We start from the raw sequence: 17380 nt of genomic DNA, 5'->3' as shown, positions 1-17380 counted from the left end.
CTCGTCTACGTCTCCAACGCCCCCTTCACCGAGGTCCAGAAGGTGCTCTCGGTCTTCTCAACCGTCACCGCACCCGTCGCCGCAGGCGCGTCGATCTACAGCGTCTCGCGCTGAGCGACGGCGGCACCGCCGGTCGCCGTCCGGCGATCGGCTCTTGCGTTCTCGTGCGGCATCCCGCACGGGTCGGTCGGTCCGGGGGCCCCGCGCCCCGCGTTGTCTTCGAAAGTCCGCTGAAACCTTCCTGAGGTCGAACGAGGCGTGAAACGGGGCGAGACGAGGTTCGGACGTGCGGCCCGGCGCCCTGCGAGAACAGGACGGTCGGCGGCCCTGCTGGGCCTCGCCCTGAGCCTCTGGCCGGCCGGGATCGCCGCCGCACGGGCGGACGTGGTCATCGGCGTCGCCGTGCCGCGCTCGGGCGCCTACGTGGGCGTGGGCGAGCAGGTCCTGCGCGGCGTCCAGGCGGCGGCCCGCGACGCCAACGCCAAGGGCGGCCTCGACGGCCAGACCATCGTCCTCGACGTGCAGGACGACGCGTGCGATTCGAACAAGGCTGTGGCGGTGGCCAACCACTACGCCGCGCAGGGCGTGCGCCTCGTCGTCGGGCACGTCTGCTCCAACGCGTCGCTGGCGGCCTCGGAGGTCTATGCCGCCAACGGCACCCTGATGATCACGGCGGCGTCCGTGGCGGCCAAGCTCACCGATCGCGGCCTGCCGACGATCTTTCGGGTGTGCGGCCGCGACGACGACCAGGCCAAGCTGTCGGCGACGGTGCTGGCCGAGCGGTTCCGCGAGAAGCGGATCGCCATCCTCAACGACCTCACGCCGGGCTCGCGCAACCTCGCCGCCGCGACGAAGGAGAACCTCAACCGCATCGGCATCAACGAGGCCCTCGCCACGGCCTTCGCGTCGAGCGACGCCGACGACGCGGCCCTGGCCGACCGCCTCAAGGAGGCCGGCATCGCGGTGGCGTATTACGGCGGGGACGCCCGCGAGATGGGACGCCTCGTGCGGATCTCCGCCGAGCGGGGCTTCAAGCCGCAATGGTTCGGCACCTCGGCCATCGCCACCCAGGAATTCGCCACCGTCGCGGGGCCGGCGAGCAACGGCGTGCTGATGACCTTCTACCTCGACCCGCGCCGCAAGCCCGAGGCGGCGGCCGTGGTCGCGGCCTTCAAGGCCGAGGGCGTCGAGCCCGAGGGCTCCACGGTCTACGGCTACGCCGCCCTCCAGGCCCTGGTGGCGGCGGGCAACTTCGCCCACAGCCAGGATTCCAAGCGTCTCGCCGCGACGCTCCACGCCGAGCGCTTCGACCTCGTGCTCGGCTCCGTCGGCTTCGACGCCAAGGGCGACGTCACGGCCCAGGGCTACGTCCTGTACGTCTGGAGCGACGGCACCTTCAGCTACGCCAAATAGAGCCGCAGCGACGGCAAAGAGGGCCACCCGGGATCGTTTCGGGCCCGTCCTCGTTCGTGAACCGACGGCCGGACGGGCCGCCCGCGCCCACCCCCCGGCGCGTGGATCGACAGCGAAGCGAGGCGTCATGGCCCAATCCCTCCCGCGACGGGCTCTTCCGCGACGGGCCCTCCTCGCCGCCGGCCTCGGCGGTGCGGCGGCCGTCGCCGCCCCCGCCCTCGCCCAGACCGCGCCGGAGCTGCGCTGGCGCCTCGCCTGCGCCTACCCCAAGACCCTCGACATCCTGTTCGGCGGCGCCGAGACCCTGGCCCGCCTCGTGGCCGAGGCCACGGACGGGCGCTTCCAGATCGCCGTGCAGGCGCCGGGCGAGCCGGTGCCGGGGAGCGGTGTCCTCGACGCGGTGGCCGCCCGCACCGTCGAGATGGGCTACGCCTCGGCGACCCAGGGCCTGGCCAGGGACCCCACCTTCGCCCTCGCCGCCGCCGTGCCGTTCGGCCTCAACGCCCGGGGCCAGGGCGCGTGGTGGCTCGACGGCGGTGCCGCCGACCTGTTCGGCGAGATCTTCGCCCGCAACGGCCTCGTCGCCCTGCCCGCCGGCAACACCGGCGCGCAGATGGGCGGCTGGTTTCGCAAGGAGGTGAAGACCGTCGCCGATCTCCAGGGGCTCAAGCTGCGCATCGCCGGCCTCGGCGGTCAGGTCCTGGCCAAGCTCGGCGCCGTGCCGCAGGCGACCCCCGGCCCCGAGATCTACGCGGCCTTCGAGGCCCGGACCCTGGACGCCGCCGAATGGATCGGCCCCTACGACGACGAGAAGCTCGGCCTGCAGAAGGTCGCGCCGATCTACCACTATCCGGGCTTCTGGGAGGGCGGAGCCCTCGAGCACGTCTGGTTCAACGCCGAGGCGTGGAAGGCCCTGCCCCGATCCTATCAGGCGATCCTGCGGGCGGCCGCCGCCCAGGTCCATGCCGAGGTCCAGGCCCGCTACGACGCCCGCAACCCCAAGGCGCTCCGCCGTCTCGTCGCCGCCGGCGCGCAGCTGCGCCCGTTCCCCCAGGACGTGATGGAGGCGGCCCTGAAGGCCGCCACGGACGTCTACGCCGAGATCGCGGCCAAGAACCCCGACTTCAAGCGGATCTACGAGGCGATGCGGACCTTCCGGAACGAGGAATACCTCTGGTTCCAGGTCGCCGAGTACACCTACGACAACTTCATGATCCGCGCCCGCGCACGGGGATGACGAGCGCGCGACAGAAAAAAGGCCGCTCCGAAGAGCGGCCCGAAGTCTAGGGAGGAAACGCCCAAGAAGGGCAGCGGGACCGCGACGCCATCGCGTTCCCGCAATGCACAATCTGATCCTCCCGCCTGGAATTGCAAGATCATTGGGGCAGCACCCCTGTCTCTTTTCGTGCCGCCGCGCACATTCCACCAATTCTGTATCCAAAATGACGCAGGCTCGCCCGCCCCTGCGCGGACGGCTCCGCGTCGATGCCAGAGCCGGGTGGAGGACGGGCAAGCGCTTGTTCGAGAACGGTTTTCGGGCGATCGCATGGCGATCTGCGGCGCTTGCCTGCATCCGGAACCTGCGGCCATCCACCGCCGCCCGGGCCCGGGGCGACGCTCTACTTTTTCAGCAGCACAGGAAAGCGACGGCCGAAGATGGCGATACAGGCGGGACGAATCAGGGTCCTCAACGACGTGGCGCCGCGCGAAGGGGGAGCCTACGTCCTCTACCTGCTCCAGCAGGCGAATCGCGCCCATTTCAATCCGGCCCTGGAATACGCCGTCGGGGAGGCCAACCGCCTCGGCGTGCCGGTCCTCGCCTGCTTCGGCCTCCTCGACGGGGCCAACGGCTTTCCCGAGGCCAATGCCCGGCACTACGCCTTCCTGCTCCAGGGGCTCGCCGACGCCAAGGCCGGCCTCGACAAGCGCGGCATCGGCTTCTGCCTGCGCAAGGCGTCCCCGGCCGAGATCGCCATTGATCTCGCCCGCGACGCCGCGCTCCTCGTCCTCGACCGGGGCTACCTCGCCATCCAGAAGCGCTGGTACGGGGAGATCGGGAAAGCGGTGGAGACCCGCATCGTCCAGGTGGAAGGCGACGTCGTCGTCCCCGTCGAGGTGGCCTCGGGCAAGCACGAATACGCCGCCCGCACCCTCAGGCCGAAGCTCAACCGCCTGTTCGACAGCTACATCGCGGGCCTGTCCGAGCGCACCGTGAAGCACAGGGCCGGGCGCGGCCTGCCGGAGACCGAGATCGACATCTCGGACCCCGACGCGGTGCTCGCCGGCATGACCCTCGACCGGGACGTTCCCCCGGTGAAGCGCTTCACCGGGGGCGAGACGGAAGCGCGGCGCCGACTCAAGGCCTACCTCGCCGGGCCGTTCGGCACCTACGGGACCGAGCGCAACAGGCCCGAGGCGGGGGCGGCCTCGCACATGAGCCCCTACCTGCATTTCGGCCAGATCTCGCCCGTGGAGATCGCCCTCGCCGTGCGCGCCGCCGGGACCGGCGGGGACGAGGACAAGACCGCCTATCTCGAGGAACTCATCGTCCGGCGCGAGCTCGCCATGAACCACGTCCACTACACCGAGGGCTACGAGGCCTACGCCCGCGCCGTGCCCGAATGGGCGCGCAAGACCCTGGCCGAGCACGCCGACGATCCCCGGCCCCACACCTACACCGAAGCGGAACTCGCCGAGGGCAGGACCCACGACACCTACTGGAACGCCGCCCAGGCCGAGATGCGCGAGACCGGCTACATGCACAATCACCTGCGCATGTACTGGGGCAAGAAGATCCTCGACTGGTCGCCCTCCCCCGAGGAAGGGTTCAGGCGCACCCTGCGCCTCAACAACCGCTACTTCCTCGACGGCCGCGACGCCAACTCGTTCACCAACGTCGCCTGGGTCTACGGCCTGCACGACCGCCCCTGGGCCCGGCGCAAGGTGTTCGGCACCGTGCGCTACCAGAGCGAGAATTCCTTGAAGAAATTCGACGCCAAGGCCTACCTGAAGACCGTCGCGGCCCTGTGCGCGGCGGAGGAAGCGCAGGGAGGCCGAAAAGCGTGATGCAAGGCGGGCCGGCGCCGGGTATGCGCCTTGCGTGAGGCGCCGTGCGCCGCAACGCCGGATTCCCGACCCATGCCGCCCCGTTTCCGCATCCGCCCCGCCTTCACGCGCCTGCGCAGCGGGGCCGTCGATGCCTTCGCGGTCTGGCGCCGCCGGCTCTTGTTCCTCCTCGGCGGGATCGGGGTCGGCCTCGCCGCGGTGGGAATGGCCAAGCTCGCCGACGCGGCGCAGGAGGGGTTTCGCGCGGCCCTGTCCCTGTCGCCCTGGGTGGCCCTCGCGGTGACGCCCCTGGGCTTCGGCCTGTGCGCCCATCTTGCCCGGACGGTGTTCCCGAATTCGCAGGGCTCGGGCATTCCCCAGGTCATCGCGGCGCGCCACACGGCGAACCTGTCCCTGCGCCGGGCCCTGGTCTCCCTGCGCACGGCCGCCGGCAAGATCGTCGTGATGGCGCTGGGCCTCCTGTTCGGCGCCTCCACGGGGCGCGAGGGGCCGACCGTCCAGGTCGGGGCGGCGATCATGGCCGCCGTCGGCCACCTGACGCCGCACCGCCAGCCCGGCCTCATCCTCGCCGGCGGGGCCGCCGGCGTGGCCGCCGCCTTCAACACGCCGATTGCCGGGATCGTCTTCGGCATCGAGGAACTCGGGCGCGCCTACGAGGCCCGGACCGGCGGCCTCATCGTGGCGGCCATCGTCGCGGCCGGCCTCACCGCCCTGGCGATCACCGGAAACTACACCTACTTCGGCACGTCGGGCACGACCCTGCCGTTCGGTCCCGGCTGGCTCGCCGTGCCGGTCCTGGGCGCCCTCGGCGGCCTGACGGGCGGTCTGTTCGCCCGCATCGTCATCCTGTTCGCCCGCGGCCTGCCCGGCCGCGCCGGCGCCGCCATCGCGCGCCGGCCCGTCGCCTTCGCGGTGGCCTGCGGCCTCGGCGTCGCCCTGTGCGGCCTCGCCTCGGGCGGCGCCGTCTACGGCACCGGCTACGAGGAGGCCCGCGCCCTCCTCCACGGCACCGGGGGAGGCGCCCTCGACTTCGCGCCGCTGAAGTACCTCGCGACCCTGTTCTCGGCCGTCAGCGGCATTCCGGGCGGCCTGTTCGCCCCCTCCCTCAGCGTCGGCGCCGGGCTCGGGGCCGCAATCCAGGGCCTGTTTCCCGGGGTGCCCGTGGCCGCCCTCGTCCTCGTCGGCATGGTCGCCTATCTCACCGGCGCCCTCCAGGCCCCCATCACCGCCTTCGTCATCGTCACCGAGATGACCCAGGACCATGCCCTGATGATCCCCCTGATGGTCGCCGCCCTCATCAGTGACGCCGTCTCGAAATCCGTGTGCCGGGAGGGGCTCTATCACGCCCTGGCGGAGATCCTGCTGGCGCGGGCGGAACGCGCCCCGGCGCCCTGACCCTCCGGAAAATCGGCGTGCGGGCGACGATCCGCGAGCGTGGCGGGAACGGAAGCGTGGCCGCGGGGTTGTCGCTCGATTCCGCGTGCTGGAGTGCTGTGCATGACCCTGTTGAAATGGGCCCTCATCTGTTTCGTGATCTCCCTCCTGGCGGGTGGTCTCGGCTTCACCGGCATCGCCTCGGGCGCCGGCTCCCTCGCCCGCATCCTGTTCGGCCTGTTCCTCGTGGTGGCCATCGTCATCGTGGTGGTAGCCTTCGCCGTCGGGCAGGCGGTGTTCTGAACACCATGGCCCATGCGGCGCCGATGCGGGACAAGGTCTGCCTCGTCACGGGCGCCACCTCCGGCATCGGCTTCGAAACCGCCCTGGGGCTGGCCCGCAAGGGCGCCCGGGTCGGCCTCGTCGGGCGCGATGCCGCGCGGACGCGGGACGCCGCCGAACGCATCGGGGCGTCCGTCCCGGGTGCGCGGATCGATCCCTTCGTGGCGGACCTCTCCGTGCAGGCGGAAGTCCGCCGCCTCGCCGGCGAGGTCCGGGCGCTCTATCCGCGCCTCGACGTGCTGGTGAACAACGCCGGCGCCATCTTCGACACGCACCGGCTGACCGCGGACGGGATCGAGCGGACCTGGGCCCTCGATCACCTCGCCTACGTGCTCCTGACCCTCGAACTCCTCGACCTGCTGAAGGCGAGCGCTCCGTCGCGCATCGTCAACGTCGCCTCGGCGGCGCACACCCGCGGCCGCATCGCGTTCGACGATATCGGGCACGCCCGCCGCTTCTCCGCCATGACGGTCTATTCCCAGGCCAAGCTCGGCAACGTGCTGTTCACGGGCGCCCTCGCCCGCCGGCTGGCCGGCACGGGCGTGACGGTGAATGCCCTGCATCCCGGCGTCATCGCGAGCGGGTTCGCCGCCGGCACCGGCGGCTGGTTCGGCCTCGGCTGGCGCCTGATCCGGCCGTTCATGACGGGGCCAGCCGACGGCGCGGTCACCTCGATCCACGTGGCCGGCGCGCCGGACCTCAATGGGGTGACGGGGCTGTACTTCGCCCGCTCGCGCCCCGTGGCGACGTCGCGCCGGGCGGCCGATCGCGATCTGCAGGAGCGGGTCTGGCGCCTGAGCCTCGACCAGCTCGGCCTGCCATCGACGGCGGTGTCATCCTAGGGCAGCATCGTCCTGGAACCGTTCGAATGCGTTTCACGCATACCCCCTCCCCCATCCGGGGGATTGAAGGGTGCAGTGCAAAATGGCATTTCGATCTCATACACCGCAGCGATGGCGTCGCCGCGGTGTGCCCTTCTTGGGCGTTTCCTCCCTAGACTTCGGGCCGCTCCCTCACCGGGGCGGCCTTTTTTCGTCTTCGGTGAAGCGGCTTCTAGCCGTCCGCCCCGGCGACGACAAGCACAATGATGCGCCGTTCGGCCGGGGTGTGGGTTTTTGTTGCAGTCTCAGGCCGCCGGGGAGACGAAAGCGCCCGAAAGGGCCTCGGCGATGAGCGCCCGGGTCTCGGCGACGCCGTAGAGGGCGACGAACGAGCCGAAGCGGGGGCCGCGCGCCTCGCCGAACAGCACGTTGTAGATGGTGGCGAACCACGCCTGCGACACGCCGGGGCGCCCGTCGGGGCTCTTGGCCTTGCCCGAGAGGTCGGGGAAGTGCCGGCGCCCGACCTCGTAGACGATGGCCTGGAGCCCTTCCGGATCCGTCGAGCCCTCGTGCGCCGCCAGGGTCTCGGACAGGTCGGCCAGCGCCGCCGCTTCCGCCTCCGTCGCTGCCCGGTAGGTCTTCTGAGGCCGCACCACATCGCGATAGTAGGCGAGGGCGTGGCCGACGAGCCGGGCCAGGACCGGATGGGTCTGCGGGCCCACGGTCGGGTCGTAGCGGCGGATGAAGCCCCACAGCACGGCCGGGTCCTCGGTGTTGGCCACCGCCGCGAGGTTGAGGAGCATGGCGAAGTTCAGTGCGCCGCCCTTGCCCACGGCCTCGGCCGCCGGCGGCCGGCCGGCATGCAGGTGCCAGACCGGGTTGCCGAGCTGCTGGGCCGGGGCCTGGCCGGGATACTTTTCGAGGAAGCCCAAGTAATCGTCGACCTGACGCGGGATCATCTCCACGAACAGGCGCTTGGCCTCGCGGGGCTTGTTGTACATGAACAGGGCGAGGCTGTCGGCGGTGCCGTAGACGAGCCAGTCGTCGATGGACAGGCCGTTGCCCTTGGACTTCGAGATCTTGCGGCCTTCCTTGTCGAGGAAGAGCTCGTAGTTGAATCCCTCCGGCGGCTCGGCCCCGAGGGCACGGGCGATCTCGCCCGAGAGCTTGACCGAGTCGATGAGGTCCTTGCCGGCCATCTCATAGTCGATGCCGAGGGCCATCCAGCGCATGGCCCAGTCGGGCTTCCACTGCAGCTTGGCGTGACCACCGGTGACGGGGGTCTCGTAGGCCTCGCCCGTGTTCGGATCGCGCCAGACCAGGGTCCCGGCGCTCGCCCGCACCTCGTCGATGGCGACCTGCATCACCGCGCCGGTGACCGGGTGGATCGGCAGGAACGGCGAGTAGCTCGCCGAGCGCTCGGCGCGGAGCGACGGCAGCATGATCGCCATCACGGCGTCGTAGCGCTCCAGCACCGTGAGCAGGGCGGTGTCGAACAGGCCGGCCCTGTAGCACTCGGTGGCGGAGCGGAATTCGTAGTCGAAGCCGAAGGCGTCGAGGAAGCGGCGCAGCTCGGCGTTGTTGTGGGCGCCGAAGCTCTCGTGGGTGCCGAACGGGTCCGGCACCCGGGTCAGGGGCTGGTTCAGCGCCCGGATCAGCATCTCCTTGTTCGGCACGTTGTCCGGCACCTTGCGCAGACCGTCCATGTCGTCCGAGAACGCGATGAGGCGCGTCGGCACGCTGTCGTTGGTGAGCACGCGGAACGCGTGCCGGACCATGGAGGTGCGGGCGACCTCGCCGAAGGTGCCGATATGCGGCAGGCCCGAGGGGCCGTAGCCGGTCTCGAACAGCACTTCGCTCTTGGGACGTCGCTCGAGCCGCGCCACCAGTTTGCGGGCCTCCTCGAACGGCCACGCCGTGGCGGAGGCGGCGGCCTCGATGAGGGCGGGGTCGAGCGGGGCGGACGGCATCGTGGCGGACGACATGGGTGCGGACGACATGGGTGCGGACGACATGGGCACAGCGTCAGTTCTGGCAAGGTGTTTGGGAAGGCCGGCACCCGAGAGCATCGGCCCGAAAGGTGGACACCGGCTTTCGGAAAAGCCGATGCCAGAACGATGCTCTAGGCAGCGCGTTCCGGAGGGTCAACGTAGGGAACGACCGGACCGGGCTTCACACGTTCGCCGCGTCGCCCTGCAAGGATGGTTCGACGGCCTCGTCCGATCCTGTCCGAAAAGGCCCCATGACCACGACCGTCGCCCTCGACACCCAAGCCGGCGCCAACGCCGAAATCCGCTCCACCCGCCTGCTGTTCCTCATCGTCGGCTTCGGTGTCGCCGCCTGGGCGCCCCTGGTGCCGTTCGTGGCGGCGCGGGCCGGCCTCGACGCCGCGACCCCGGGCGGGCTGCTGCTCTGCCTCGGCATCGGCTCCCTCGCGGCGATGCGCCCTCGCCTACGCCACCGGCCTGACCACGGCCTTCCTGGCGATCGCGCTCCTGTTGGTGGGCGTCGCCGCGGGCGGGCGCCGGATCGACGTCAGAACGGGCTGACGGGGAAGAACCGCAGGTAGAGTTCGGCGTACTTGCCGTCGTCCCACACCCGCTGGAGCGCATCGTCGAGGGCGCGGGACAGGGCCACGTCGTCGGGCCGGGTGACGAGGCCGATCCCCTCGCCGAAATAGCGGTTCTCGAGGTAGGCGCCGCCGATGAGGGCGCAGCATCGGGCCGATTCGATGCCGCCGACCCAGAGGGCGAGGTTGAGGCCGTCGGCGAAGACGTAGTCGACCTCGCCGCGCCGCAGGGCGCCCTCGGCGGCGGCGAGATCCGTGAAGTCCCGCGCCACCGCCTTGGGGAAGAACGCCGCGCGGTAGGCCGCGTGCGCGCTGCCCGCCACGACGCCGACGCTGCGCCCGGCGAGCGCCGCGGCGGACGGCGCGGGCAGGCCCCTGTCCGTGCGGGCCACGAACCGCCCGGGCCAGCGGAGATACGGCCGCGTCGCCAGGAACCGCGCCCGCAGGGCCGGCGTCAGGGGAATCGCGGCGGCGACCACGTCGCCCTGCTTGTCGGCCAGCGCGTCGAGGAGGGTGTCGAACCGCCGCGCCTGGACCGTGCAGGTCAGGCCGAGCTTCTCGCAGACGGCGCGGGCGAGCTCGACGGAAAAGCCCGTCGGCGTGCCGTCGGCCCCGGGGAAGTGCAGGGGCGGGAACTCGTCGTCCGTGAGGAAGCGGACCGTGCGGCCCGTCTGGGGCGTGTCCATGCGCTCCTGGCGCGCCCGCGGGTTCCAGAAATTGGGGATCGCGACCCCCTGCCCCGCCGCCGCAGGCGTCTGGGCCGGCGCGGCGCCGGCCCATAGACCGATCGCCAAGCCCAAAACCGCCGGGCGAATCCAGCGCGGTCTTGACCCGAGGGTTGTATTCGTGGTGCGCTGGTTGTGCGCGGACGCGGTCTGGCTCACGCCGCCTCCCTAGCACGTTCTCGAGCCGCCGGGAGACGCTCCCGTTGTCGATCCTCGGTTTCCCGTCGACCTTGCGGACCGGTGCCCTGCCGCTGCCGCCCGACCTCGCCTTCCTCCTGGGCCACGGGGTCGATCCGGCCACGCTGGTCCGGGCCGCCGACCGCGCCCGCGCCTGGGGCACCGACGGGGCCTCGACCCTCCTGGCCCTGGGCGCCGTCACCGAAGAGACGTATTACCGGGCGCTGGCGGCGGAACTCGGCGCGTCCTTCCTCGCCGGTCCGATCCCCCTGGGGCCGGGGGCGCGCTACCCCGAGAGTGTGGTCGCCGGCGTGGCGCCGCTCCGTCCCGGCGCGCCGGCCGCCTACGTGCTGGCGCCGCGCGGGGCCGCCATCGCCGAACTCCTGCACGGACGCAGTCCCACGGGGCGGATGCCGACGCTGACGACCCCCCGCACCCTGCGCGAGGCGGTCTTTTCCGCCAACCCCGCCGGCATCGCCGCCTGCGCAGCGGATTCGCTTCAGGTCCACCGGCCCGACTGGGCCCTGAAGGCCCGGCCCATGGGACCGACCCTGGCCATCGCCGGCCTGATCGCCGGCCTCGTCGTGGTCGCCGTGGTCGAACTCCCGCCCGCCCTGGTCCTCGGCCTGTGGACCCTCGCGCAAGGCGTGCTCCTGGCCATGGTGGCCCTGCGGGTCGCCGCGATCAGCGTCGAGGCGAACGGCCCGGCGACGGGGCCCATGAGCGATGCCGCGCTGCCGATCTACACGGTGTTCGTCGCCCTGCACCGGGAGGCCGCCGTGGTGCCGCGCCTCGTCGCCGCCCTGTCGGCCCTCGACTACCCGGCGGCCAAGCTCGACATCAAGTTCGTCATCGAGGCCCACGACGCCGGGACCCTGGCCGCCCTGGAGGCCGCCACCCTGCCGCCGGGGGCGGAGATCGTGGTGGTGCCGCCCGGCCTGCCGCGCACGAAGCCGCGCGCCCTCAACTGCGCCCTGCCCCTCGCGCGCGGCAGCTGCCTCGTGGTCTACGACGCCAAGGACGTGCCCGATCCGGGGCAGTTGCGCGCCGCCGCCCGGATCTTCGCCCGCAGCGATCCGGGGACGGCCTGCCTGCAGGGGCGCCTCGTCATCGACAACCAGCGCGACGGCCCCCTGCCGAAATGCTTCGCCCTCGAATACGCCGCCCTGTTCGACGTGCTGGTCCCGGCGCTCGCCGCCTGGAACGTCCCGATCCCGCTGGGGGGCACCTCGACGCATTTCCGCACCCCCATCCTGCGTGCCGTGCACGGATGGGATGCCTGGAACGTCACCGAGGATGCCGATCTGGGCCTGCGCCTCGCGCGGGCGGGCTACCGGGTCGGGGACCTGCCGAGCAGCACCTTCGAGGAGGCGCCGGCCCGGCCCGGCGCGTGGCTGCACCAGCGCGCCCGCTGGATGAAGGGCTTCATCCAGACGAGCTTCACCCACGGCCGCCAGCCGGCTCGGACCGCGCGCGAACTCGGGGCCCTCGGGACCCTGGCCGCCGCCGCCCTGGTGCCCGGCACCGTCCTCTGCGCCCTCGCCTACCCGTTCTTCATGGGGCACGCCGCCTACCGGTTCCTGTTCGCCGGGGTCGAGCCCGCCGCGGGATTCTGGAGCAACCTGCCCAACGGTACGGCGATGACGGTGTTCGTGTCCGGCCTCCTCGCCATGGTGCTGCCGGCGGCCCTGGGGTGCGTGCGCCGGGGCTGGTGGGACCTCCTGCCCTACGTGCCCCTGATGCCCGCCTACTTCCTCCTGGTGAGCCTCGGCGCCTGGCTCGGGCTCATCGAACTCGTCCTCGCCCCCGACCGCTGGAACAAGACCGAGCATGGCCTGTCGCGCAGTTCCCGCAGCGGCGCCCTGAACCGCACCTGACGCTCACAGCACCTTGGCGAGGTCGGCGGCGGCGGCCTCCGGCGGGCGGGTCAGGTTGAGGGCGTTGAGGAAGCGGTTCTGCCCGTCCATGACGTAGACCAGGGCCGTGTGCTCCATGGTGTAGTCGCCGTCCTTCGTCGGTACCTTGCGGATATAGGCGCGGTAGCCCTTCACCACGGCGGCGATCTCCTCCGGCGTGCCGGTCAGGCCGACGATGCGCGGGTCGAAACTCGTCAGGTAGGTCTTCAGGGCAGCGGGCGTGTCGCGCTCGGGGTCCACGGCGATGAACAGCGCCTTGGTGTCCTTGGCCTTGGGGCCGAGGGCCTGCAGCACGTCGCCGATCTGCTGGAGGGTGGTGGGGCACACGTCGGGGCAATGGGTGAAGCCGAAGAACACCAGATGGGTCTTGCCCGAGAAGTCGCGCTCGGTGACGCGGCGTCCGTCCTGATCCGTCAGGGTGAACGGGCCGCCGACGCTGCTGGCCGTGGCCACGTTCGCCTTCGGCACCAGCACGGTCACGGCGGCGACGCCGAGGGCGACAAGGCCGATGGCGAACAGGATGAGCGGCAGGGCGCGACGCATGGGGAGCCTTGGGGGAGACTTGGGGGGGCTTCAGGCCCGAAAATCTGCGCGTGCAAGACCATGCGACGGTGGGCGGGGCAACCCCGCAGACCGTCGCTGCCGGTTCCGGATCAGATCGCGAGCTTGTCCGGCGCGAGGTCCGCGATAGCGGCCTCGGCGCCCGTCCGACGAAGCGCTTCGCCGACCATGAGCAGCGCCGGTCCCTCGAAGCCCGAGGCCTCGACCCGGTCGGCGAGGTCGAGGGCGCTGGCCTCCACCACCCGCTGGTTCGGCCGGGTGGCGTTGAACACGAGAAGCGCCGGGGTGCCCGGGGCGAGGCCCTCGGTCATGGCCCGCTCCAGCAGCACGCGCAGGGTCTTCTTCGGCATGTAGACCACGGTGGTGACGCTCGGATCGGCGAGCGCGCCCCAGTTCAGGTCCTCGGGGAGCGCGCCGCGCCGGTCGTGGCCGGTGACGTATTGCAGGCGCCGAGCGGCGTCGCGGTTGGTGAGCGAGACGCAGAGGGAGGCGGCCGCACCCTGCGCCGCCGAGACGCCGGGCACGATGGAGACGGGGATGCCGGCAGCCCGACAGGCGTCGATCTCCTCGCCGGCCCGGCCGAACACCAGGGGGTCGCCGGATTTGAGGCGCACCACCTGTTTTCCGCTCCGGGCGAGCTGCACCATCAGGGCGTTGATGTCGTCCTGGCGGCAGGACGGGCCGTGCCCGGTCTTGCCCACCAGCATGGTGCGGGCCTCGCGGCGGGCGTAATCCAGAATCTCGGGGGCGACGAGGTCGTCGTACAGGATCACGTCGGCGTTGCGGAGCGCCCGCAGGGCCTTGAGGGTGAGGAGTTCGGCGTCGCCCGGCCCGGCGCCGACCAGGGTGACGGCGCCGCCCTTCGGCGCGGCCTCGGTCTCGCCGAGCAGTTCGGCGAGGTCGGTGGCGGTGGGAGCCCGGTCCGGTTCGGCGAAGGCCCGGTCGGTGAAGCGCTCCCAGAAGGCGCGGCGGTCGGAGAAGCCGTGGAAGCGGGCGGTGACCTCCTCGCGCCAGTCGCGGGCGGCGCCGATCCAGGCCTTGAACCCGCGCGGCAGCATGCCCTCGATGCGGGCGCGCACGGTCTGGCCGAAGACCGGGGCGGCGCCCTCCGTCGAGATGCCCACCACCATGGGCGAGCGGTTGACGATGGCGCCGAACTTGACGTCGCAGAGATGCGGGCGATCGACGGCGTTGACGATGGCGCCCGCCCGGCGGCCGGCGGCGACGAATTCGATGCAGTCGGCCTCGTCCTCCATGGCGCCGATGACGAAGGCCGCGCCCCGAAGGTCGGCCTCCACCCATTGGCGCTCGTGCAGGGTGACGGAGCCGGCGACGATCTCGCCCGGCACGGCGCGGAGTTCTTCGCTGGGCTCGGGGGCATAGACGTCCACGTCCGCCCCGGCGGCGGCCAGCAGCTTCACCTTCCACGGCGCCCCGCCGTTGGACCCGGCCAGCACCGCGCGCTTGCCCTGGAGCGGCACGAAGACCGGCAGGACGGCTAGTGGTTCGAGGCCGGCCGGGCCGGCGCCACGGGCGGATTCGGGACCGGCGGGGCGAGTTTCGCGGGGCTGGCGGGGTGTGCTCATGGATCTCGGATCGGGGTCCTTCGTCCCCACAAAGTGAGCCTATGCTGCGTTGCGCGCAAGCACCTGCGGCAGCAGCTTGCGGATCTCGGGGATGCACGAGCCGCAATTCGTGCCGGCCTTGCAGGCGGCGCCCACGGCCTCGACGGAGCCGGCGCCTGCGGCGATGACGCCGGTGATCACGTCGAGGCCGACGCCGTGGCAGGCGCAGACCGTGGGGCCGGACGACGCCGATTCCGCCCGGCCCGACAGGAGGGCGCGGCGGGCGGCGGGCTCGATCTCCTCGGCGGCGAAGTACGCCTTGGCCGCCTCCCAGCCCGGCCGGGCCTCGCTCGGGGCGAGGGCGAGGCAGGCGACGAGGCGGACCCCGTCATAGACGGCGCAGCGGTAATGCCCCCTGGCGTGGTCGGCGAATTCAGCGAGTTCCAGGCCCTGGAACAGGCCGCGCATCATCAGGGCGACGGCGCGCGAGCTCTCCTGGGTGGCGAATTGCAGGCCCGATCCCCCCTCCACCGTGGCCCGCGCCCACCACCAGCTCGCCGGCGGCATGTGCTCGGTGCGGGTGATGAGGAAGCCGCGGTTGCGGTAGGGTGCGGGCGCGACGGCGGCGGGCGTCGCCTTGAGTTCGGGCTGGCCCGAGACCGGATCGGGCACGCCGCGCACGAGGGCGCCGACGCGGGCATCCGACGCGGTGGCGTCGCTCCAGTGGAAGGCGGCGAACAGGTCGCCCCGGCGCACGCCGTCGGTCAGCATCGCCTCGAGGATCGCGGTGCCGTGCGGCGTCGAGACCCGGGCGAGGTCGCCCTCCTGTACGCCGAGGCGGACGGCGTCGTCGGGGTGGATCTCGACGAAGGGGACGGCGCGGTGGGCCGAGAGGCGCTGGCTTTTGCCCGTGCGCGTCATGGTGTGCCAGTGGTCGCGCACCCGGCCGGTGTTGAGGACGAAGGGGTGCGCCTCCGTGACGGGCTGGGCCAGGGCCGGGGCCTGCACGGCGACGAAGCGGGCGCGCTTGTCGAAGGTGTAGAACTGGCCGTCGGCGAACAGCCGTGCCCGGCCCTTGCCGCGCTTCGGCAGGGGCCATTGCAGGGGCGGCGTGCCGGCGTAGGCCGCGTCCGGCATCTCGGCGAGGGCGCCGATGTCGAAGTCGCGGGTGCCGTTGTTCTCGTAGGCCGAGAGGGCCGCGTGCTCGCGGAAGATGGCGGCGGCATTGGCATAGGCGAAGGCGTCGCCGTGGCCGAGGCGGCGGGCGACGTCGCAGACGACCGCCCAGTCGGCCCGCGCCTCGCCGGGGGCTTTCAGGAAGGCGCGCTGGCGCGAGACCCGGCGCTCGGAATTCGTCACCGTGCCGTCCTTCTCGCCCCAGGCGAGGGCCGGCAGCAGCACGGTCCTCTTGCCCGTCGCCCGGGCCGTGTCGCTGTCGGCGACGGCCTCGGAGACCACGTAGAGGTCGAGGCCCTTCAGGCTCTCGCGGATGGCGTCGGCCCGGGGCATGGAGACGACGGGGTTCGTGCCCATCACCCACAGGGCCTTGATCTTGCCGCGCGCCACCGCCTCGAACAGGGCCACCGCCTTCATCCCCTCGCCGGTGATGATGTTGGGCGCCTTCCAGAACCGGCGGACGCGGTCCACCTCCTCGGGGGCGAAGTGCATGTGGGCGGCGAGCATGTTGGCGAGCCCCCCGACCTCGCGCCCGCCCATGGCGTTGGGCTGGCCCGTGAGGGAGAACGGCCCCGCGCCCGGCTGCCCGATGCGGCCGGTGGCGAGGTGGCAGTTGATGATTGCGTTGCCCTTGTCGGTGCCCTGCGCCGACTGATTCGCGCCCTGCGAGAAGGCCGTGACCACACGGCTGGTGCCGGCGAAGAGCGCGAAGAAGGCGGCGATGTCGGCCTCGGCGAGCCCCGTGGCGGCGGCGGTGGCGGCGACGCTCGGGGCGATGGCGGTGGCGCGCTCCAGGGCGCCGTCGAAGCCGCTGGTGTGGTCGGCGACGTAGGCCGCATCGACGGCGCCGGTGGCGGCGAGATGGACCAGCAGGCCGGAGAACAGGGCGGTGTCGGAGCCGGGCTTGAGGCCGAGGAACAGGTCGGCCTCCTCCCCCGTCTGGGTGCGGCGGGGATCGACCACCACGAGTTTCGTGCCGCGCTTGGCCCGCGCGTCGATCATCCGGCGGAACAGGATCGGGTGGCACCAGGCGGTGTTGGAGCCGACGAGCACGATGACGTCAGCCTCGTCGAGGTCCTCGTAGCAGCCCGGCACCGTGTCGGAGCCGAAGGCGCGCCGGTGGGCCGCCACCGCGCTCGACATGCACAGGCGCGAATTGGTGTCGACGTGGGGCGTGCCAAGGAAGCCCTTCGCGAGCTTGTTGGCGACGTAGTAATCCTCCGTCAGCAACTGGCCCGACAGGTAGAAGGCGATGGAATCCGGGCCGTGCTCGGCGGCGATTTTTCGCAATGACCCCGCGACGGTGCCGAGCGCCGCTTCCCAGCTCGTGCGCGCGCCGTCGACCTGCGGGTGCAGCAGGCGGCCGTCGAGGGAGACGGTCTCGCCCAAAGCCGAGCCCTTCGAGCACAGGCGGCCGAAATTCGCCGGGTGCGCGGTGTCCCCGGCGATGCCGACCCCGCCCTGCCCGTCCGGCGTGGCGAGGACGCCGCAGCCGACGCCGCAATACGGGCAGGTGGTCTTTACGGAGACGGCGGGCGCCTGGACGTGCGCGTTCATGGCGTGATCCTCGGCAATCTTTTCGTGTCGGTGGTCGGGAGCAAGAGTCGGACCTAAGCGCGCCGCGTACCCCTCTCCCCTCTGCGGGAGAGGGTGGCCCGCGTCAGCGGGTCGGGCC

General features: G+C 72.0%; 12 protein-coding genes and 1 pseudogene. 8 read left to right on the top strand and 5 right to left on the bottom strand.

Translation table 11 applies throughout. The features are described from left to right. Positions 1-327 precede the first annotated feature (327 nt). The 6 genes from ASF28_RS10675 (at position 328) to ASF28_RS10650 (ending at position 7037) form a co-directional block, all read left to right on the top strand. Complete coding sequence (locus ASF28_RS10675; protein WP_147710697.1) at positions 328-1413, top strand: branched-chain amino acid ABC transporter substrate-binding protein; 1086 nt, start codon at positions 328-330, stop codon at positions 1411-1413. Between the two features lie 127 nt (positions 1414-1540). Further along, the gene (locus ASF28_RS10670) at positions 1541-2650 is read left to right on the top strand and encodes a TRAP transporter substrate-binding protein (protein WP_056091873.1); all 1110 of its coding nucleotides are present in this window, start codon (positions 1541-1543) and stop codon (positions 2648-2650) included. Positions 2651-3069: 419 nt separating this feature from the next. After that, complete coding sequence (locus ASF28_RS10665) at positions 3070-4479, top strand: deoxyribodipyrimidine photo-lyase (RefSeq protein WP_056091870.1); 1410 nt, start codon at positions 3070-3072, stop codon at positions 4477-4479. Positions 4480-4551: 72 nt separating this feature from the next. Next, positions 4552-5874, top strand: coding sequence for a chloride channel protein (locus ASF28_RS10660; protein WP_056091867.1), 1323 nt, complete (start codon positions 4552-4554; stop codon positions 5872-5874). A 102-nt stretch (positions 5875-5976) separates the two neighbouring features. Beyond that, entirely contained in the window at positions 5977-6156 is a 180-nt protein-coding gene (locus ASF28_RS10655) for a DUF1328 domain-containing protein (RefSeq protein ID WP_056091864.1), read from the top strand. A 5-nt stretch (positions 6157-6161) separates the two neighbouring features. Next, entirely contained in the window at positions 6162-7037 is an 876-nt protein-coding gene (locus tag ASF28_RS10650) for an SDR family NAD(P)-dependent oxidoreductase (protein ID WP_443189731.1), read from the top strand. A gap of 284 nt (positions 7038-7321) precedes the next feature. On the opposite strand, the gene ASF28_RS10645 is transcribed toward ASF28_RS10650, so the two are convergent. Further along, positions 7322-9031: a lysine--tRNA ligase gene (locus ASF28_RS10645; protein WP_443189730.1), complete on the bottom strand. Its 1710-nt coding sequence runs from the start codon at positions 9029-9031 to the stop codon at positions 7322-7324. Positions 9032-9258: 227 nt separating this feature from the next. Here ASF28_RS10645 and ASF28_RS23300 point away from each other — a divergent pair. Then, positions 9259-9459 (top strand): annotated as a pseudogene (locus tag ASF28_RS23300) (MFS transporter); the annotation flags it as partial. Between the two features lie 92 nt (positions 9460-9551). Here ASF28_RS23300 and ASF28_RS10635 read toward each other — a convergent pair. Then, the gene (locus ASF28_RS10635; protein ID WP_443189732.1) at positions 9552-10373 is read right to left on the bottom strand and encodes a transporter substrate-binding domain-containing protein; all 822 of its coding nucleotides are present in this window, start codon (positions 10371-10373) and stop codon (positions 9552-9554) included. A 140-nt stretch (positions 10374-10513) separates the two neighbouring features. On the opposite strand from ASF28_RS10635, the gene ASF28_RS10630 reads away from it, so the two are divergent. Continuing rightward, a complete protein-coding gene (locus ASF28_RS10630; RefSeq protein ID WP_082476464.1) occupies positions 10514-12364 on the top strand; it encodes a glycosyltransferase family 2 protein in 1851 nt (616 codons plus the stop codon). A 3-nt stretch (positions 12365-12367) separates the two neighbouring features. On the opposite strand, the gene ASF28_RS10625 is transcribed toward ASF28_RS10630, so the two are convergent. From ASF28_RS10625 to ASF28_RS10615, 3 genes are all read right to left on the bottom strand, one after another. Then, positions 12368-12946, bottom strand: a complete 579-nt coding sequence (locus ASF28_RS10625) for an SCO family protein (RefSeq protein ID WP_056091858.1) — start codon at positions 12944-12946, stop codon at positions 12368-12370. A gap of 110 nt (positions 12947-13056) precedes the next feature. Continuing rightward, positions 13057-14550 carry a siroheme synthase CysG gene (gene cysG / locus ASF28_RS10620; RefSeq protein ID WP_056091855.1) on the bottom strand — a complete coding sequence of 498 codons (1494 nt, stop codon included), beginning with the start codon at positions 14548-14550 and terminating at the stop codon, positions 13057-13059. Positions 14551-14589: 39 nt separating this feature from the next. Then, positions 14590-17262 carry a nitrate reductase gene (locus ASF28_RS10615; protein WP_056091852.1) on the bottom strand — a complete coding sequence of 891 codons (2673 nt, stop codon included), beginning with the start codon at positions 17260-17262 and terminating at the stop codon, positions 14590-14592. Between the last annotated feature and the right edge of the window lie 118 nt (positions 17263-17380).

It is taken from the genome of Methylobacterium sp. Leaf99 (assembly GCF_001422375.1).
In the GTDB taxonomy this organism is placed as follows: domain Bacteria; phylum Pseudomonadota; class Alphaproteobacteria; order Rhizobiales; family Beijerinckiaceae; genus Methylobacterium.
Note: the sequence above shows the minus strand (reverse complement) of the source record. Positions and strands in the feature narration are given on the sequence as shown.